This window comes from Polymorphospora sp. A560, assembly GCF_045781765.1.
Lineage (GTDB): Bacteria > Actinomycetota > Actinomycetes > Mycobacteriales > Micromonosporaceae > Polymorphospora > Polymorphospora lycopeni.
Window position 1 is genome coordinate 4,200,239 of the sequence record NZ_CP122282.1, and the last position, 18,013, is coordinate 4,218,251.

18 protein-coding genes are annotated in these 18,013 nt (G+C 71.6%); 1 reads left to right on the forward strand and 17 read right to left on the reverse strand.

Annotated features, from left to right (window positions below):
• Positions 1–6 precede the first annotated feature (6 nt).
• From QCD66_RS18730 to QCD66_RS18755, 6 genes are all read right to left on the reverse strand, one after another.
• Positions 7–1,581 (reverse strand): hypothetical protein, encoded by a 1,575-nt coding sequence (locus QCD66_RS18730; RefSeq protein WP_375737223.1) that lies wholly within the window; start codon positions 1,579–1,581, stop codon positions 7–9.
• A gap of 2 nt (positions 1,582–1,583) precedes the next feature.
• Complete coding sequence (locus QCD66_RS18735) at positions 1,584–1,880, reverse strand: YciI family protein (protein ID WP_364223067.1); 297 nt, start codon at positions 1,878–1,880, stop codon at positions 1,584–1,586.
• Positions 1,877–3,202, reverse strand: coding sequence for a hypothetical protein (locus QCD66_RS18740; RefSeq protein ID WP_357542152.1), 1,326 nt, complete (start codon positions 3,200–3,202; stop codon positions 1,877–1,879). The genes QCD66_RS18735 and QCD66_RS18740 overlap by 4 nt, the downstream gene beginning before the upstream one ends.
• A gap of 59 nt (positions 3,203–3,261) precedes the next feature.
• Positions 3,262–3,969, reverse strand: a complete 708-nt coding sequence (locus tag QCD66_RS18745; protein WP_407566698.1) for an SDR family NAD(P)-dependent oxidoreductase — start codon at positions 3,967–3,969, stop codon at positions 3,262–3,264.
• Between the two features lie 109 nt (positions 3,970–4,078).
• On the reverse strand, positions 4,079–5,056 hold the full coding sequence (locus tag QCD66_RS18750) for a transketolase C-terminal domain-containing protein (RefSeq protein ID WP_364223058.1): 978 nt from the start codon (positions 5,054–5,056) through the stop codon (positions 4,079–4,081).
• On the reverse strand, positions 5,049–5,984 hold the full coding sequence (locus tag QCD66_RS18755; protein WP_375737117.1) for a thiamine pyrophosphate-dependent dehydrogenase E1 component subunit alpha: 936 nt from the start codon (positions 5,982–5,984) through the stop codon (positions 5,049–5,051). The genes QCD66_RS18750 and QCD66_RS18755 overlap by 8 nt, the downstream gene beginning before the upstream one ends.
• Positions 5,985–6,165: 181 nt before the next feature.
• On the opposite strand from QCD66_RS18755, the gene QCD66_RS18760 reads away from it, so the two are divergent.
• Positions 6,166–7,296, forward strand: a complete 1,131-nt coding sequence (locus tag QCD66_RS18760) for a mandelate racemase/muconate lactonizing enzyme family protein (RefSeq protein WP_375737116.1) — start codon at positions 6,166–6,168, stop codon at positions 7,294–7,296.
• Between the two features lie 44 nt (positions 7,297–7,340).
• Here the strand turns inward: QCD66_RS18760 and QCD66_RS18765 are convergent, their stop codons facing one another.
• The 11 genes from QCD66_RS18765 to kynU all read right to left on the reverse strand — a co-directional run bounded on the left by QCD66_RS18765 (position 7,341) and on the right by kynU (position 17,977).
• Positions 7,341–7,754, reverse strand: a complete 414-nt coding sequence (locus QCD66_RS18765; protein ID WP_375737115.1) for a hypothetical protein — start codon at positions 7,752–7,754, stop codon at positions 7,341–7,343.
• 434 nt (positions 7,755–8,188) lie between these two features.
• Positions 8,189–9,196, reverse strand: a complete 1,008-nt coding sequence (locus tag QCD66_RS18770; RefSeq protein WP_375737114.1) for an amidohydrolase family protein — start codon at positions 9,194–9,196, stop codon at positions 8,189–8,191.
• A complete protein-coding gene (locus QCD66_RS18775; protein WP_375737113.1) occupies positions 9,196–9,720 on the reverse strand; it encodes a 3-hydroxyanthranilate 3,4-dioxygenase in 525 nt (174 codons plus the stop codon). Before QCD66_RS18775 ends, QCD66_RS18770 begins: the two co-directional genes overlap by 1 nt.
• Positions 9,717–10,172 (reverse strand): RidA family protein, encoded by a 456-nt coding sequence (locus QCD66_RS18780; protein ID WP_407566699.1) that lies wholly within the window; start codon positions 10,170–10,172, stop codon positions 9,717–9,719. Before QCD66_RS18780 ends, QCD66_RS18775 begins: the two co-directional genes overlap by 4 nt.
• A gap of 70 nt (positions 10,173–10,242) precedes the next feature.
• Positions 10,243–11,010, reverse strand: coding sequence for a 2-keto-4-pentenoate hydratase (locus tag QCD66_RS18785; protein ID WP_375737111.1), 768 nt, complete (start codon positions 11,008–11,010; stop codon positions 10,243–10,245).
• On the reverse strand, positions 11,007–12,026 hold the full coding sequence (gene dmpG, locus QCD66_RS18790; protein WP_407566700.1) for a 4-hydroxy-2-oxovalerate aldolase: 1,020 nt from the start codon (positions 12,024–12,026) through the stop codon (positions 11,007–11,009). The genes QCD66_RS18785 and dmpG overlap by 4 nt, the downstream gene beginning before the upstream one ends.
• A complete protein-coding gene (locus tag QCD66_RS18795; protein WP_375736185.1) occupies positions 12,023–12,958 on the reverse strand; it encodes an acetaldehyde dehydrogenase (acetylating) in 936 nt (311 codons plus the stop codon). The genes dmpG and QCD66_RS18795 overlap by 4 nt, the downstream gene beginning before the upstream one ends.
• A 73-nt stretch (positions 12,959–13,031) precedes the next feature.
• A complete protein-coding gene (locus tag QCD66_RS18800) occupies positions 13,032–13,820 on the reverse strand; it encodes a 2-keto-4-pentenoate hydratase (RefSeq protein ID WP_375736186.1) in 789 nt (262 codons plus the stop codon).
• A complete protein-coding gene (locus QCD66_RS18805) occupies positions 13,817–15,322 on the reverse strand; it encodes a 2-hydroxymuconic semialdehyde dehydrogenase (protein ID WP_375736187.1) in 1,506 nt (501 codons plus the stop codon). The genes QCD66_RS18800 and QCD66_RS18805 overlap by 4 nt, the downstream gene beginning before the upstream one ends.
• Complete coding sequence (locus tag QCD66_RS18810; RefSeq protein ID WP_375736188.1) at positions 15,319–16,701, reverse strand: FAD-dependent oxidoreductase; 1,383 nt, start codon at positions 16,699–16,701, stop codon at positions 15,319–15,321. Before QCD66_RS18810 ends, QCD66_RS18805 begins: the two co-directional genes overlap by 4 nt.
• Entirely contained in the window at positions 16,694–17,977 is a 1,284-nt protein-coding gene (gene kynU / locus QCD66_RS18815) for a kynureninase (RefSeq protein WP_375736189.1), read from the reverse strand. Before kynU ends, QCD66_RS18810 begins: the two co-directional genes overlap by 8 nt.
• Positions 17,978–18,013: the final 36 nt, after the last annotated feature.

Sequence of the window (18,013 nt, forward strand, 5' to 3'; positions counted from 1 at the left end):
AGACCGTCAGTGGTACGGGGTCAGGGCGTGGGCGAAGCGGGCGGTGCGTTCGGCGAGCCAGAGCCAGCGGCGCTGCACCTCGCCGGTCGTCGACGCCACCACGTCCAGCGCCTCGCCGCGTACCCGGGAAAGGTCCCCGGCCGTGGCGGTCGGGTCGTCGAGCAGGGCCGCCCCGGCCCGGAACGCCTCGGCCTGGTCGGCGCCGCCGAGCCGGGGCACGACCTCGGCCCGCCAGAAGTCGTCCCAGGCCAGGTCGGGGTTCCAGGTGAACCGGGCGTACGCCAGGTAGCTGATCTCGTTCGTCGGGTGGTAGGCGGACGGCTCGGCGAAGATGGTCAGCCCGCGCATCCCGGCCGCGCCGCCGCGGGCGGCCATGTCGGCGTACATGTCGGCGACCAGCGAGTGCCGCTGCCGGTTCCACTGCGAGCCGCCGTGGGTGCGCAGCACGTTGGTGGTGTGCGGCAGCGCGGCGACGTGCCCGGCGGTAAGCCGGTCGCGGTGGTCGTACCAGAAGCCGCGGTTGACGCAGTACTGGTAGGCGACGTCGTCGGGCAGGTCGGCCAGCGGCTTCTGGGCGTCGAGGTCGAAGATGTTGTCCCAGTAGACCTCGACCAGGTGCCGCAGCGGCACCCCGGCCGGGCCGGTCCGCCGGGCGGTCTCCAGCAGCGTCGGGTAGACCGCCCGCATCGCCTCGTACGACCACGAGGTGCGCTCGCCGCCGGTGCGGGCGGCGCACCGCTCGCAGGCGCAGCTGCCGTAGTCGCCGGTCTCGAAGTTGATCCCGCCGACCGGCAGCGTGTCGAGCAGCCAGTCGATGGCGTCGCGGTGCCAGGCCAGGTTGTCCGGGTGCGACGGGCAGGCGGCCATCATGTATTCGCTGGCCGGGAAGTGCAGGTCGCCGAACTCGTCGATGTCGAAGCCGACCTTCTGCGGCAGGACGGCCGACAGTTCGGGACGCCGCCGCAGGTGGGTGGCGAGGTTGAACCGGTGCCGGCCGTCGAAGTAGATGCCGCCGTACGCGTTGACGCCGATCCCAGCGATGATCCGCACCCCGCGCGCGTTGGCGTATTCGCACAGGTCGCGGGCGGCGTCGACGCCGCCGTGCGCGTCGCGCAGCAGCCCGTAGACGACGATGCCGCCGATCCGTTCCCGGCTGCAGAAGTCGACCAGCCGGCGGTAGTCCTCGCCGAACGCGTCGGCGCCCTTGCCGTACGGGTTCAGCGCCCCGATCTCCTGCTGGCCGAGCTGCCGCTCGTCCCAGTTGGTCGAGTGGTCCCAGGTCCACAGGGTGCGCAGCGGCAGCCCCGGCTCGTCGGCGTGGACGCCGACCGGCAGCCCGGCCGGGGTGATCCGGGCGGCGAGTTCGCGGGCGGCGTGGACCAGGCCGGCGAACGGGTCACCGGTCAGCACCACGTCGCCGGTCTCCGGTACGTCGATCCGGAAGGCCCCCTCGGCCAGCGCCGGGTCGGCGACGAGCCGTACCGTCAGCGGGTCGGGCCCCGCCGCGCGCAGCAGCTCGGCCGCGTACGGGGCGTGTTCGGCACCCACGACCTGGATGCCGTTGACGGGCCGGACTGTCACTGCTACCTCCCGATGGTGTCCACGGTCGCCGCCAGGTACGGCACGACCTCGATCGACGTCCACACGCCGTGCGCCCGGTAGGGGTCGCGGGAAAGGACCGCGCGGGCCGCCGCCTCGTCGGGTGCGCGCAGCACCAGCACCGAGGCGGACAGGTCGGCCAGCGCCCCGGCGACGAGCGCGGTGCCGTCGGCGAGCAGTTCCCGCACGTACGCCAGGTGGGCCGCCCGGTGCGGCTCGCGCCGGGTCGCCGCGTCGGCGGCGAACGTCGCGGTGGCCAGGAAGCACGGGTCGAACCTCACGACGCGTCGCCGTCCAGGGCGCTGACCAGCCGCTGCAGCTGCACCTTGTAGACGGTCTGCGGGCGGCCGGCGCCGGTGCTGACGTGCACGCCGGCCTCCTCGGCGAAGCCGGCGGCGCGCAGCGCGTTGAGCAGCCGGCGGGCGGAGCGGGCCTCCACCCCGTACGCGTCGGCGAGGCCGCGGGCGGTCACCTGGGCGGGGTCCATCTGGTGCAGGGCGTCGAGCAGCCGCCGCGTCGACAGTGGACCGAGGCCGAGCTGTTCGGAGACGCGCAGCACGCCGGGCGCGGTCTCCCGCAGCCGGCGCGGTACGGCGGCGTCACCGGACGAGTACACCTCGCCGTCGGGGAAGACGACCTGGACGTGCCCGTCCTGGCGGCCGAGGGCGAGGGCCTTGCGGGCGTTGTCCTCGGCGGCGGCGATGGTGGTGCCGGCGCCGAAGCCGACGGTGTGCGGCAGGTCGACGTTGCGCAGGGCGAGCAGCGAGGCGTGCCCGGCCCGCTGGCGGGCGATGGCGCCCTCGATGGTGCCGCGGGTGGTGGTGATGACGAAGGTGCTGTCGTCGACGGTGGTGAGCCGGCCGCGCATCCGCTGGGCGTGTTCGAGCAGTGCCTCGCGCAGCCGCAGCCGCTGCCGCTCGACCTGGTAGGGGTCGCGCTGCCGGCCGGGCGGCGCGGACACCTCGATCATCATGACGGCGATCTGGGTGGCCCGGGACTGGCGTACCTCGGCGGCCAGCCAGGCCCGGCGCAGCGCGTCGCGGACCGCGGCCCGGGTGTGCTCGACGCGCCAGACCGGCACCCCGGCGGCGGCCAGTTCCCGGTGCACGGCGCCGAGGCAGGTCAGGCACGCCTGCACGGCGCCGGACTCGTAGCGTTCCCGGTGGTAGGCGGTGATCTCGTCGAGGCCGGAGAAGAGCAGCCCGTTGGCGTCGGCGATCGGCCGGATCTCGGTCGGCGGCTCGACGTCGATGTCGTGGAACGTCTCCCGTACGGTCGCCGCCTCGATCGTGTCGACGCTGACCCGGGGCAGCCGGCCGGCCCCGGCGATGAGCATCCGGGACAGGGTGCGGTAGAGGTCGATGCCGCCGTGCGGGACGAAGTCGATCTCGGCGCGCAGGTTCCCGTTGGCGGCCGCGAACGCGTACGGGATCCGGCCGGTGAACAGCAGCACCTGGCACAGGTCGTCGAGTTCGCGGGCCAGCTCCGGGGCCTGCTCGGGGTCGGTGTAGGCGCGGGCGGTCACCTCGCCGGCGCGCCCCTCCGCCTCGGCGACCGCCAGCACGAGTCGAATCGAGTCCTCCGGACCGATTATCCCGATCAAGGTCCCTGCCCTTCCGTCGTACGCCTGCTCCGGGGCCGCCGCGACACGGCCGCCCCGGCTCAGCTCGTGTAGACCGTGCCGTCGAGCGCGTCGGCCGCCGGCGCGGCGAGCAGCGTGAGCACCGCGGCGACGTCCTCGGGACGGCCCAGCCCGGCCCGGACCCGCGCCACCCCCGCCGCGTCGGCGCCGTTGCGCGCCGCCTCGTCGAGTGACCGGCGCATCAGCGGGGTGTCGATGTCGCCCGGACACAGGGTGTGCACCCGGATGCCGCGTGGCCGCAACTGCCGGGCGAGGGTCAGGGCCAGGCCGTGCAGCCCTCCCTTGCTCGCGCCGTAGGGTACCGACCCGGATCCGGTCACGATGCCCGCCTTCGATGCCACGAAGACCAGTACGCCGCCGCCGGCCGCCTCGAGGTGCCCGGTGGCGTGCTTGGCGACCAGGAACGGGCCGGTGAGGTTGGCGGCGATGACCCGCGCCCACAGGTCGGCGGTCACCTCGCGTACGTCGAGCCCCTGGCCGCGCATGATCCCGGCGACGTGCAGCACGGTGTCGATTCCGCGCAGGTCGGCGGCGGCCCGGTCCAGGGTGGCCGCGACCGCCGCCTCGTCGGTGATGTCGAGTTGGTACCCGTACGCCCCCGGGCCGGCCTGCGCGGCGGCGGCGCGGGCGCCGTCGCCGTCGAGGTCGAGGACCGCGACGGCGGCGCCGGCGGCCGCGGCCGCGCGGGTGGTGGCGAGACCGATCCCGGACGCGCCGCCGACGACCACGACCCGCCGCCCGGCGAGCAGCCCGGCGCCGTTCCCGGCCGTCCCCGGCCGGGTCCGGCGTCGGCGGCGTTCGGGTCGCCGCCGGCCGGGCCGGGTCCGGTCGCGGTGGTCACGCCAGGGTCCGGCGGACCGCGTCGACCACGGCCGCCGCCTCCGGCACCACCGCGGCCTGCAACGACGGCGCGGCCGGCATCGGTACGTCCGGAGCCGCGACCCGGCGCACCGGGGCCCGCAGGTCGGCGAAGCACTCGTCGGCGGCGCGGGCGGCGATCTCGGCGCCGAAGCCGCCGGTCAGGTTCGCCTCGTGCGCCACGACGAGCCGGCCGGTGCGGCCGACCGACGCGGCGACGGTGTCGAAGTCGAGCGGGTTGAGCCAGCGCAGGTCGACGACCTCGACCTCGATCCCCTCGGCGGCGAGCTGGTTCGCCGCCTCGACGGCGACCGGGACCAGCCGCGACCAGGCGACCACGGTCGCGTCGGTGCCGGGGCGGACCACCCTCGCGCCGCCGACCGGCTCGACCGGCGCGTCGAGGCGGACCTCGCCCCGGGTCGGGTAGAGCATCCGGGCCTCGGCGACCACCACCGGGTCGTCGCTGGTCACGGCGGTACGCAACATCTGGTACGCGTCGTCGGCCGTCGCCGGCAGCGCGACCCGCAGTCCCGGGGTGTGCGCGAGGTACGCCTCGATCGACTGCGAGTGCTGGGCGCAGGCGCCCGGCGAGTAGCCCTGCTGCATCCGGATCACCAGCGGCGCGGTCCACCGGCCGCCACTGGAGTAGCGGGTGTTGGCGATCTGGTTGACGATCTGGTCCATCGCGACGAACGCGAAGTCGGCGTACATGATCTCGGCGATCGGCCGCAGGCCGGTCATGGCGCTGCCGAGCGCCATGCCGAGGAACCCGGTCTCGGAGATCGGGGTGTCGAAGATGCGGCGGTCGCCGAACCGCTTGTGCAGCCCCTTGGTGGCGCCGAACGGCCCGCCGGGCAGGGCGACGTCCTCACCGAAGTAGACGGTGTCGTCGCGGCTGTCGAGCGCCCAGGCCAGGGCGTGGTTGACGGCCTGGATGTAGCGCAGCGACTCAGGCATAGAGGTGCTCCTTCACGGTCGCCGGGTCGGGGAAGGCGATGGCGCGGGCGGCGGCGACGGCGGCCTCGACCTCGGCGGCCACCTCGGCGTCGATGGCGTCGAGCGTGGCGGTCAGCGCGGCGTCGGCGGCGTTGCGGATCCGGACCAACGGCTCCCGGGTACGGGCGTCGGCGATCTCGCCGGCCGGCCGGTAGTGCTGGGCGTCGCCGCTGTAGTGGCCGACCAGCCGCTCGGTCATCGCCTCCACGATGGAGGGTCCGTCGCCGACGCGGGCCCGCTCGACGGCGGTCGCCACGGCGGCGGCCACCGCGTCCGGGTCGTTGCCGTCGACGACGGTGCCCGGGATGCCGTAGCCGGCGGCCCGCTCGGCGAGCTGCTTGACCCGGACCATGTCGTCGATGCGGGACATCTCCGAGTAGACGTTGTTCTCCACGACCAGGATCAGCGGCAGGTCGAGTACGGCGGCGAGGTTGAGCGCCTCGTGCACGTTGCCCTGGTTCATCGCACCGTCGCCGATGGACGCCACCGACACGTCACCGGTGCCCTGGTGGCGGGCGGTCAGCGCGGCCCCGGCCGCGACCGGCACACCGGCGCCGACGATCGAGTTCTCGCCGACGAAGCGCCGGGAGACGTCCGACAGGTACGGCGACGCGGCACGGCCGCCGCACAGCGCGGAGTCGCGTCCCATGATCTCGGCGAACAGGGCGGCCATGTCGACGCCGCGGGCCAGCGCCCAGCCGTGGCCGCGGTAGGTGGCCGACACGTAGTCGCCGTCGCGCAGGACCCGGGCGGCCCCGACCGGGATCGCCTCCTGGCCGTTGCACAGGTGGATCGAGCCCGGAACCTCGCCCTCGTCCTTGAGCGTCATCAGCCGCTCCTCGAACCGGCGGATCCGCGCCATCGACCGGTAGTCGTCCGCCAGACCCATCACACCCCCTGGGATCGTATGAGCCGTAATGCGGCTCGTTCGTTGGGGAGCCTAGACCACGCCGCGAAGCTATGGAAGAGTGCAGGTGCAAGGTTGTGGCCGTTATTGGACTTAAATTGCCGGCCACGGTGCGGGCGCTCTCCCGGGCGCCGCGCCGGCCCCGGCGGCACAGGGAGCGATGATGCGGATCACCGAGGTCGAGTCGGTCGTACTGGGCGACGCCCACTTCGTCACCGTGCACACCGACACCGGACTCGTCGGCGTCGGCCAGTCCGCCTGCTGGGGCTACCCGACCGCCGTACACGCCGTCGTCGAGACGTTCCGGCCACACCTGGTCGGCGCCGACCCGGCCCGCATCGAACACCACTGGCAGCACCTCTACCGGATGGGCCCGTTCCGCGGCGCGGTCCTCGGCGGCGCCGTCTCCGCCATCGACATCGCCCTGTGGGACATCAAGGGCAAAGCCCTCGGCGTACCCGTCTTCGACCTGCTCGGCGGCCGCTACCGCGACAAGGTACGGCTGCACCTGCTGCTGCCCGGCACCGGCGCCGAAACCCTCGCCGCCCAGGCCGCCGCCGCCGTCGCCGACGGCTTCGCCGCCGTCAAGTTCGACCCGCTGCCGGCCAACTACGGCGACCTGTCACAGGCCCGGCTCGTCGCCGAAACGGCGAAGACCACCGCCGCCGTACGCGACACCGTCGGCCCGGACGTCGACATCCTCATCGAACTCCACCGCAAGCTCACCCCGCTCCAGGCGGCGGCGGTCATCCCCGCCCTGGCCCCGCACCACCCGCTGATGGTCGAGGACGCCATCCAGATCGACAGCGTCAGCAGCCAGGCCGAGGTGGCCCGGCGCGCCCTCGGGGTGCCGAGCGCGAACGGGGAGCGGCTGCACACCATCTGGGAGTTCAAGGAACTGCTCGCCCAGGGCGGCGCCCAGTACGTACGCCCCGACGTCGGGCTCGCCGGCGGGCTCAGCCACGGCCGGAAGATCGCCGCGCTGGCCGAGGCGCATCATGCGGCGGTGGTGACGCACAACTGCCTCGGGCCGCTGCTGACCATGGCGTCGGTGCACCTCGACGTGGCGATCCCGAACTTCGTCACCCAGGAGTACTCGCCGCTCGACGACGAGCTTGCCGAGGGGCCGGCGCGAGCCTGCGTACGCCGCGAGGGTGGTTACCTGCCGGTGCCAGAGGAACCGGGGCTCGGGGTCACCCTGGATCTGGCCGGCGCGCAGCCGCAGGACCTGACCGGACGGCCGCTGACCCGCATCCCGCTACGCTCTGATGGCTCCATCGCGTACGCCGTCTGACGCTGTCCCGCCATCTCGGCAGCCCGAACGGGCGGCCGCCCCGGTCAACGCAGGATTCTGGAGACGACCTCGTCCACCGACTGGACCTTGGGGAACGACCCCACACCGGGCTCGCCGGTCTCCTCGACGTCGATCATCCATTCCTCGTGTTCGACCTTTTTCCAGGTGGACCCGCGCTCGATCCGGAACCCGAGCTGCTTGATCGCCCAGGTGACACGCCTGTCGGTCGGCTCGGTGACCTCGCGGTTGGTGAACCGGTAGCCGTACTCCGAGACCCACTCGTCGCCCACGTAGCAGTCGATACGGACCTGTGGCCGTTTGTCCCTGCCGATGAACGCGAATCCCGCCGTATAGGTGTACGGCTCCTTGGCCCCACCGAGGTCCCAGTCCTCGTCGTCGTCCCGGGGCGGGGCCGTCGGGGCCGGCTGGACCGGCGGCTTCGCTCGCTGCACGGGCACGGCCGTCCGTGGTTGCGGCGCACCGACCGGGGCTCCCAGCAGGTGCCCGTGCGGACCGAGCCGCTGACGGATGGCCGAGGTCAAGCCGTCCGGTCCCGTTTCGTCGTTCCTGATCCACCAGTTCGCGTCGGTGAGTCCGAGGAGGACCAGTCTGAGCTCGCGGGGCATGGCCGCCGCCCGCTGGTGCCGCCGGAGCCACGCCGATCGGAGATCGTTCGCCCGCCGGATCTGATCGGGGGTCCCACGGGCTATCGCCGGCAGGTCGGCCATCTCGTCGCTCCTCGCGCCGGACATGTGCCTCGTCGTCGATCACCCTACTACGCGGTGAGTCCGCATAGGACAGTTCCACTGGCGCCGGGCCGGGTCCAGGCCCCCTCTCGGACCCGGCCCGCGGGTTCGGCTCCGGACAGCAGGACCGGCCGGGGCGCGGACGACTAGGGGCGGTGGCCGAGGAAGCGCAACGCGTTGCCGGAGAGGATGGCGTCGCGCTGGTCGTCGGTCAGGAAGTCGGACCTGCGGACCACGTCACCGACCGGGCGCTCCCCCAGCGGGTACGGGTAGTCGCTGCCGAGCACCACCTGGCTGGCGCCGAGCGTGTCGACGAGCAGCCGCAGGGCGGCCGGCTCGAACACCACGCTGTCGACCAGGAAGCGGTTCACGTAGTGGCTCGGCGGGTGTTCGGACTTTCCGCGTACGAGGTCGCCGCGGCGGTGCCAGGCGTTGTCGGCGCGACCGAGCCAGAACGGGAAGCTGCCGCCGCCGTGGGCGAAGCACAGTTTCAGGGTGTCCGGCACCCGGTCGAAGACGCCGCCGAGGATGAGCGCGAGGATCGACAGGTGGGTTTCGGCGGGCATGCCGGTCAGCCAGCGGGCCATCCACCGGTCGAGGCGGGGACCGCCGGGCATGTCCCAGGGGTGCACGAACACCGGGGCGCCGACCGAGGCGCAGTGCTGGAGGAAGGTGACGACGCCCTCGTCGTCGAGGTCGCGGTCACCGACGTGGTTGCCGATCTCGACACCGGCGTGGCCGGCGGCGAGGCAGCGGTCGACCTCCGCGCAGGCGGCGTCCGGATCCTGGAGCGGCACCTGGCAGAACGGCACCAGCCGGCCGCCGCCGGCCGAGGTGAGTTCGAGGGTCAGGTCGTTGAAGATCCGGGCGACCTTGGCGGCCTGGCCGGCCGGGCGCTCGTACGAGAAGAAGACCGGTGTCGGCGATACCACCTGCACGTCGACCCCGTCGGTGTCCATGTCGGACAGTCGGGTCGGGGCGTCCCATGCCTGCGGGCCGACCGGCCGGAACTCCGTCTCCCCCACCATGATCATGGCGGCGCGTTCGGAGTCGATCCGCAGCCAGGGCCAGCCGGAGCCGCCGCACGCGGCGGACAGGTCCGGCCAGCCCTTCGGCACCAGGTGGGAGTGCAGGTCGACGACGGGGCCGGCCATCAGCCCTTACCCGGGTGCAGCGCGCCGCACCGGTCGCAGGTCCGGGCCTTCTCGTCGGCGTAGAACGCCTGGAAGACCGGCGGCAGGTCGGCGACGATGTCACGTACCTGGAGTTCCACGTCGTGGACCTTGTTGCCGCAGTCGAGGCAGTACCACTGGAAGCGCTCCAGCGTGCCCTCCTCGCGGACCCGCTCGATGACGACGCCGATCGAGCCGGCCTCGGGCCGCTGCGGCGAGTGCGGGACGTTGCTCGGCAGCACCCACATCTGCCCTTCGCGGATGTGCACCGTACGCGGCCCGTCCTCGGTCATCAGATTCACGTGCATGTTGCCCTTGACCTGGTAGAAGAACTCCTCGTACGGGTCGACGTGGAAGTCGGTGCGCTGGTTGGGTCCGCCGACGACCTGCACGATGAAGTCGGCGCCGGTGGGGAACATCTGCTTGTTGTTGACCGGCGGCTTCAGCAGGTGCTGGTTCTCGTCGATCCAGCCGGGAAAGCTCACCGGCTCGGCGATCTCGGTCATGCGCGGGCTCCTTCCGGAAGTACGGCCACTGCCTGGATCTCGATGAGCAGGTGCGGGTGCGGGAGTTGGTGTACGGCGACGGTGGTGCGGGTGGGTCCGGTCTCGTCGAAGTGTTCGGCGTAGATCTCGTTGTAGCCGCCGAAGTCGTTCATGTTGACCAGGTAGGTGGTGATCTGGACGAGGTCGGTCAGGTCGGCGCCGACGGAGTGCAGGATGTCGCGGATGTTCTCGATGACGGCCCGGGTCTGGACGCGGATGTCGAGGTCGGTGGTGCCCATCGGGTCGACGGAGGCGCCGGCGATGGTGTTGTCCGGCCGCCGGCTGGACGTGCCGGAGACGAAGACCGTGTCGCCGGCGACCCGGACGTGCGGGAACCGGCCGCGCGGTGTGGCCTTGCCGGCCACGACCCCGCCGGCCTTGGCGCCGTTGTCCGGTGCGCTCCCGGCGGTCACGGCGTCACCTCGCTGCGCTCGGCACCGCCGTGTCGAAAACTGAGCCTCATGGTTCCCTCACTCCGCTCGGTCACGGCGTCACCTTCAGCGACGCGGTGCCGAGCGATTCCACAACGGCGCGGACGTGGGCACCGGGCTTGAGCGGCACGGCGGCCGTCGCCGCGCCGGCCAGGAACACCCATCCGGTACGCAGCTGCACGCCGTACCGGCCGGCGAGCCGGACGCCTTCGGTCAGGGCGCGGCGGGGGTCGCCGAGGATGGCGGCGGTGGAACCGGTCTGGACCACCCGGCCGTCGACCTCGAGGAGTACGCCGAGGTTGTCGATGCCGGCCGGGACCGGCTGCCACGGGCCGATGGTGTACGCGGCGGCGGAGGTGTTGTCGGCGATGACGTCGGGCAGGGAGAACGTGAAGTCACGGTAGCGGGAGTCGATGACCTCCAGCGCGGGCGCGACCGCGCGGACCGCCGAGGCGAAGTCGGCGAGGGGTTCGCCGGGTTCGGGGAGGCGGTCGAGCAGGAACGCGACCTCGGGTTCGACCCGCGGGTGGATGAGGCCACCCACGGTTACGGTGCCGCCGTCGTCGACGCGCATGGCGTCGGTGAGCCGGCCCCAGATGACCTCGTCGACGCCGACCTGTGCCATCTTGGCCCGGCTGGTCAGGCCCATCTTCAGCCCGACCAGGGTCTCGCCCCGGGCGAGGCGGTGGCCGACCAGGGCTTCCTGGACGGCGTACGCGGTGTCGACGTCGATGCCGGCATCGGCGGCGAGCTGCGGGATCGCGGTCGCGGTCCGCGCGGCGTTGTCGAGTCGTTCGGCGATGGTGGCGAGGTCGGTCACGGCTTGCCCTCCCCGCCGCCACCGACCAGGTCGAGGGCGACGTCCACGATCATGTCCTCCTGCCCACCGACCATGCGACGGCGGCCGAGCTCGACCAGGATCGACCGCACGTCGACCCCGTACCGGTCCGACGCCCGCTCCGCATGCCGCAGGAAACTCGAATACACCCCGGCATAGCCCAGCGTCAGGGTTTCCCGGTCCACGCGCACCGGCCGGTCCTGCAACGGCCGGACCAGGTCCTCGGCGGCATCCATCAACGCGAACACGTCACAACCGTGCTCCCAACCGTGCAACTCCGCGACCGCGACGAACACCTCCAGCGGCGCGTTCCCGGCCCCGGCACCGTGCCCGGCAAGGGACGCGTCGACGCGGGTGGTGCCGTGCTCGACCGCGACGACACTGTTCGCCACCCCCAACGACAGGTTGTGGTGAGCGTGGATCCCGACCTGCGTACCCGGGTCGAGGACCTGCCGATACGCGTCCACCCGCTCCGCGACGTCACGCATCAGCAGCCGACCACCCGAATCCGTGACATACACACAGTGCGCCCCGTACGACTCCATCAGCTTCGCCTGCTGCGCGAGACCCTTCGGGTCGTTCATGTGCGACATCATCAGGAACCCGGACACGTCCATACCGTTCTCACGCGCCCACCCGATGTGCTGCGCGGAGATGTCCGCCTCCGTACAGTGCGTCGCGATCCGCACACTGGTCACCCCGAGATCGCGGGCGGCCTTCAAATCGGCGATCGTGCCGATCCCGGGCAGCAGCAACGTCGTCAGCTTCGCGTTCGTCACCGCCTCGGCGGCAGCGGCGATCCAGTCCGCGTCCGACGCCGCACCATGCCCGTAATTGACGCTGGAGCCGGCCAGACCGTCACCGTGCGCGACCTCGATCGCCGCCACACCCGCACTGTCGAGGGCGGCCGCGATCGACCGGACCTGGTCCACGGTGAACTGATGCCGGACCGCGTGCATCCCGTCCCGCAACGTCACATCCTGGATATACAGGTTCACGCCGCCACTCCCCGCTCGGCCCGCAACGCCACCATCCGCTCCGCCGTCCGCAACGCCGCCGACGTCATGATGTCCAGATTCCCGGCATACGCCGGCAGATAGTGCCCCGCCCCGGACACCTCCAGGAACACCGACACCTGCACCCCGGCGAACGACGTTCCAAGAGCCGGCACGTAGGCGTCGACCTCATCGAACTGCACGGTCTGCTTCAACCGGTAACCCGGCACGTATTCCGCGACCGTGGCGACCATCGCCTCGACGGAGGCCGCGATCGCATCCCGGTCCACATTCCGGTCGGGGCACAGGCAGTAGACCGTGTCGCGCATCAACAGCGGCGGATCAGCCGGATTCAACACGATGATCGCCTTACCCGCCCGCGCCCCACCGACGACCTCGATCGCCCGCGCCGTCGTCTCGGTGAACTCGTCGATATTCGCCCGCGTCCCCGGACCCGCCGACCTCGACGCGATCGACGCCACGATCTCCGCATACGCCACCGGCGTCACCCGACCGACCGCCGCCACGACAGGCACGGTCGCCTGACCACCACACGTCACCATGTTCACGTTCGGCTCGCCCAGATGCTCATCCAGATTCACCGGCGGCACCACATACGGCCCGACCGCCGCCGGCGTCAGATCCACCACCAGACGACCGCGCTCCCGCAACAACTCCGCGTGCCGCTTGTGCGCACCCGCCGACGTCGCGTCAAACACCACCTCCACATCGGCGAACTCCGGCATCGCCAACAAGCCGTCGATGCCCTCGGCCGTGGTCGCCACACCAAGCCGCCGCGCCCGCGCCAGACCGTCGGAGTCCGGGTCGATACCGACCATCGCCACCATCCGCAACGACTCCGACAACCGCAACACCTTGATCATCAGATCGGTACCGATGTTCCCCGACCCGATCACCGCCACACCCGTGGTCATGACGTCTCCTCGCTTAGTCCACGGCCGGCACAGCCCACAACGGGCCAGCCGATCCGGTCACCCCGTCCGCCCATCACGACCCTCCCGAGAAGCAGACCCGCACCGAACCCACGCCGGATATCCGCGCCTCGTACGCGGCGCCTGCGGTGACCGACACCATCGGGCCGAGCGCCCCGGACAACACCACATCGCCAGCACTCAGAGGGCTACCCGCGACGGCGAGCGTCTGCGCCAACCAGGCGACCGCGTGCACGGGGTTACCGAGGCAGGCGGCGCCAGCGCCGACCGAGACCGGCTCACCAGCGTGTTCGAGCACCATGCCCGCCACCCGAAGGTCGACGTCCGACAGACGGCAGGGCTGGTTACCCAGCACGAACAGACCCGAGGATGCGTTGTCCGCGACCGTGTCCACGATCGAGATGTCCCAACCCGCGATCCGCGAATCCACGATCTCGACCGCCGGAAGAATGTGATCCGTCGCCCGAACCACATCCGCGACCGTCACCCGCTCGAACGGCAGATCCGCACCGAGGACGAACGCGACCTCCGCCTCCACCCTCGGTTGGATCAACCCGCCGAGGTCGACCTCGGCGCCGTCCGGGACCGCCATGTCAGCGAACAACACCCCGAAATCCGGCTGGAACACCCCGAACGCCTGCTGCACCGCCGGCGACGTCAAACCGATCTTCGCCCCGACCCGACGCCGACCAGCCGCCAACCAGTCGGCGACCTGCGCCTGCTGAACGGCATACGCGGCATCGACATCGCCGAGCGGCAGAACCGCCTCCCGCAACGGAGGCACGGGAGTCCCGGTCTCGTAAGCGCCCCGCAGCAGCGCCGCAGCATCATCCACAAAGGTCATGACAGATCCACACACACGTTCGTCAGCTCCGAGTAGAAGTCCAGGGAATGCGTCCCACCCTCACGACCCACACCAGACGCCTTCACCCCACCGAACGGCGTCCGCAGATCCCGCAGGAACCACGTGTTCACCCACACGATCCCCGCCTCCAAACGCGCACCAGCCCGATGCGCCCGACCCACATCCCGCGTCCACACCGTCCCCGCAAGCCCGTACTCACTGTCATTGGCCAGAGCGAACGCCTCGTCCTCGTCATCGAACGGCGCCACATGACACACCGGCCCGAACACCTCCTCACGGTTCACCCGCGCATCCGGGCCGAGACCGGTCAACACCGTCGGCCGCACATACGCGCCACCATCACGGCCATCCCCGAACTCCGGCACCCCACCACCAGCCAGGACCGTCGCACCCTCAGTACGGGCCAGGTCGTAGTAACCGAGGACCTTCTCCCGATGCTTGTGCGAAATCAACGGCATGTTCACCGTCACCTCGTCCGCCGGCCAGCCGAAGCTCAACTCATCCGCCCGCTTCGCCAACCGGGCCACGAACTCCTCGAACACCGGCCGCTGCACATACAACCGCTCCGTACACAGACACACCTGACCACCGTTGGTGAACGACGACCGCACCGAACCCTCCACCGCCGCATCCAGGTCAGCGTCCGCGAAGACAAGGCCGGCGTTCTTACCGCCCAACTCGAACGACACCGCCTTCACCCCATCAGCAGCCGCCCGCATGATCGCCCCACCAGTAGCCGACTCACCCGTGAACGTGATCGCATCCACCCCCGGATGCCGGGTCAAAAACTCCCCCGCCGACCCCGGCCCGAACCCATGCACCACATTGAAAACACCATCAGGCACCCCCGCCGCCGCCATCACCTCGGCCAACAACGTCGCCGACGACGGCGTCTCCTCCGACGGCTTCACCACCACCGCATTCCCACACGCCAGAGCCGGCGCCACCTTCCACGTCAGCAACAACAGCGGCAGATTCCACGGCACGATCACCGCCACCACACCCACCGGCTTACGCACCGCGTAATTCAGTGCCCGACCACCGGACGGGGTCACCGTCGTAAAAGACTCCGTCGGCGTGGTGGAAACGATCTCCGCGAACGCCCGGAAGTTCGCCGCACCACGGGGAATGTCCAGACTCCGCGCCTGCGAAATCGACTTACCCGTATCACCAACCTCCGCCGCCACCAGATCATCGAACCGACGCTCCAACTCGTCGGCGACCCGATACAACACCGCTGCCCGCTCCCGCTCACCCATCCGACCCCACGACCCCCGCAACGCCGACCGCGCCGCACCCACCGCCGCATCCACCGTGGACTGATCAGCCTCGGCGACCTCGAAGATGGTCTGGCCGGTGACCGGGGAGATCTTCGGGAACCGGTTGCCGGTGTCGACGAACTCGCCGCCGACGTAGTTGCGCAGCAGGCCGGGCGAGCCGGACGGCCGTCCCGACATCAGTTCGGGATGCCAGAGGTTCATGCCTCCCCCTCTCCGGTGCCGGGCCGCCGGCGCCGGCTGGTGCCGCCGTTGCCGGTGGCCCGCTTGGTGGCGATGCCCAGAGCTCCGATCAGGAGCGCCGCCGCACCGGCCACCGCCGCGCCGAGCACCCGGTGCTGGGTGCGGACCCGTCGCCGCACCTGGGCGTACGGCGTGGTGGAGAACGAGACCATCTCGTAGCGGGAGACGTAGCGGCCGGGCAGGGCCTTCTCCAGGGCGTGTTCGACCTTGCGCCCGTACTGGAAGACCGGTGAGGCGACCTTGTCCCGCATCTCGACGAAGTTGGCGAGTGCCATCTGGGCGATCGCCTCGGTGTCGTCGCGCCGGCGCTCGTCGAACAGCGGCAGTGCGCGGGCCCAGTCGTCGCCGGTGTCGTCGAGGCAGCGGTCGAGCACGACGACGTCCTCGAAGGCGCAGTTGGCGCCCTGGCCGTAGAACGGGACGATGGCGTGCGCCGCGTCGCCGAGCAGTGCGACCCGGCCGTTGGCGTGCCAGGGGCCGCACCGTACGGTGCCGAGCAGGCCGACCGGGTTGTGCTGGTAGTCGTCGACCAGGTTCGGGGCGATCGGCGGCAGGTCCGGGTAGTGGGTGGCGAAGTGCCGTTCGATGGCTGCCGGGCTGGACAGCGACGCGAAGCTGCCGGTGCCGCCGGTGGGCCAGAACAGGGTGCAGGTGAACGACCGGTCCGGGTTGGGCAGGGCGATCATCATCGAGGTGCCGCGCGGCCAGATGTGCAGCGCGCCCGGGTCGAGGGCGAAGTCGCCGTCGACCGGCGGGATGGTGAGTTCCTTGTAGCCGTAGTCGAGGAAGTCGAGGCTCTCGGTGAGCAGGTCGTGGGCGAGCAGTTGGCCACGTACGGCGGAACCGGCGCCGTCGGTGCCGATCACGACGTCGGCGTCGGCGTGGGCTTCGCCGTCCGGGGTCTGGTAGGTCATCGCGCCGGTCGCCGGGTCGAGGCCGACGAGCCGGTGCGAGAAGACGATCTCGACGCCGTCGGCGGCCTGCGCGGCGTCGAGGAGGGCGTTGTTGAGCGCGCCACGGCTGATCGAGTTGATGGCGCGGTCGCCGCCGGCGCTGTAGAGCTGGAGGTCGAGCGGCCCGGCGATCGGGTGGATCATGCGGCCGCGCATCGGGAGCGCGTCGGCCATCACCTGCTTGTCGAGGTCGATGCGGCGCAGCGCGTCGAGTCCGCGCTCGGAGAGCGCCAGGTTGATCGAGCGCCCGCGTTCGGCGGTGCCGCTGCGCGGGTCGGGGCGCCGCTCGTAGACGGTGACCCGGTGGCCGCGCCGGGCCAGGTAGCAGGCGAGCAGGCAGCCGGCCAGTCCCGCGCCGACGACCGCGACCCGCGATCGACTAGTCACGTCCCAACTCCTTCACCGTCGCGGCGAGAGCCTGCGCGGCCCGCCAACAGTCGTGGTACGTCGAGTAGAGCGGCACCGGCGCGAACCGTACGACGTCGGGTTCGCGGGCGTCGGCGATCACGCCGTGTTCGTGCCGGAGCCGCCGGGTCAGGTCGGAGGCGCTGCCGTCGCCGATGCGTACCGACAGTTGGCAGCCGCGCCGGGCCGGGTCGCGCGGGGTGATCACGGTGAGCGGCCGGTTCGCGGTGACCTCGTCGAGCAGTTCCTCGAGGTAGCCGGTGAGGCGCAGGCTGCGTTCGCGCAGGGCGGGCATGCCGACCCGGTCGAAGATCTCCAGCGAGGTGCGTACCGGACCCATCGCGTAGATCGGCGGGTTGGAGATCTGCCAGGCGTCGGCGGTCGCCGGCGGGCGGGACACCGGGGTCATCTCGAACCGGGTCGCCGGCTCGGTGCTCCACCAGCCCTCGAACCGGGGCAGGTCGGCGCCGTGGTGGCGTTCGTGGACGAACGCGCCGGCGAGCGCGCCCGGGCCGGAGTTCAGGTATTTGTAGGAGCACCAGGCGGCGAAGTCGACGCCCCAGTCGTGCAGCTTCAGCGGCACGTTGCCGGCGGCGTGCGCGAGGTCCCAGCCGACGACGGCACCGGCGGCCCGGCCGGCGGCCGTGATCGTCTCGATGTCCATCAAATCGCCGGTGAGGTAGTTGACGCCGCCGAGCAGCACCAGTGCCACCCGGTCGCCCTCGTCGCGCAGGTAGGCCAGCACGTCCTCGGTGCGCAGGTTCTCCTCGCCGGGGCGCGGACGCAGCCGTACGACGGTCTTGTCGGGGTCGAGGCCGTGGAACACGGCCTGGCTGCGCACGGCGTAGCTGTCGGACGGGAAGGCGGTGTCCTCGATGACGATCCGGGTGCGGATGCCCGAGGGGCGGTAGAACGAGACCATCAGCAGGTGCAGGTTGACGGTCAGCGAGTTCATCACGACCGCCTCGGACGGCAGGGCGCCGACCAGCCGGGCCGCGGTCCCGGTCAGGAACTCGTGGTACGGCAGCCACGGCCGGCCGGCCTCGAGGTGCCCCTCCACGCCGAGCCGGGCCCAGTCGCCGAGATCGTCGAGCAGATCGGGGACGGTCGCGCGCGGTTGCAGGCCGAGCGAGTTGCCGGCGAAGTAGGCGACCTCGGCGTAGCGGCCGCCGTCGGCGGGTGGGACGTGGAACAGTTCGCGGTGGCCGGGGTCGGCGGCGTCACGCCGGTAGGCGTCTTCCTCACTACGCTGTCTCATGACGTCCACTCGCTACGCTCGCGGCCGCCATGAGAC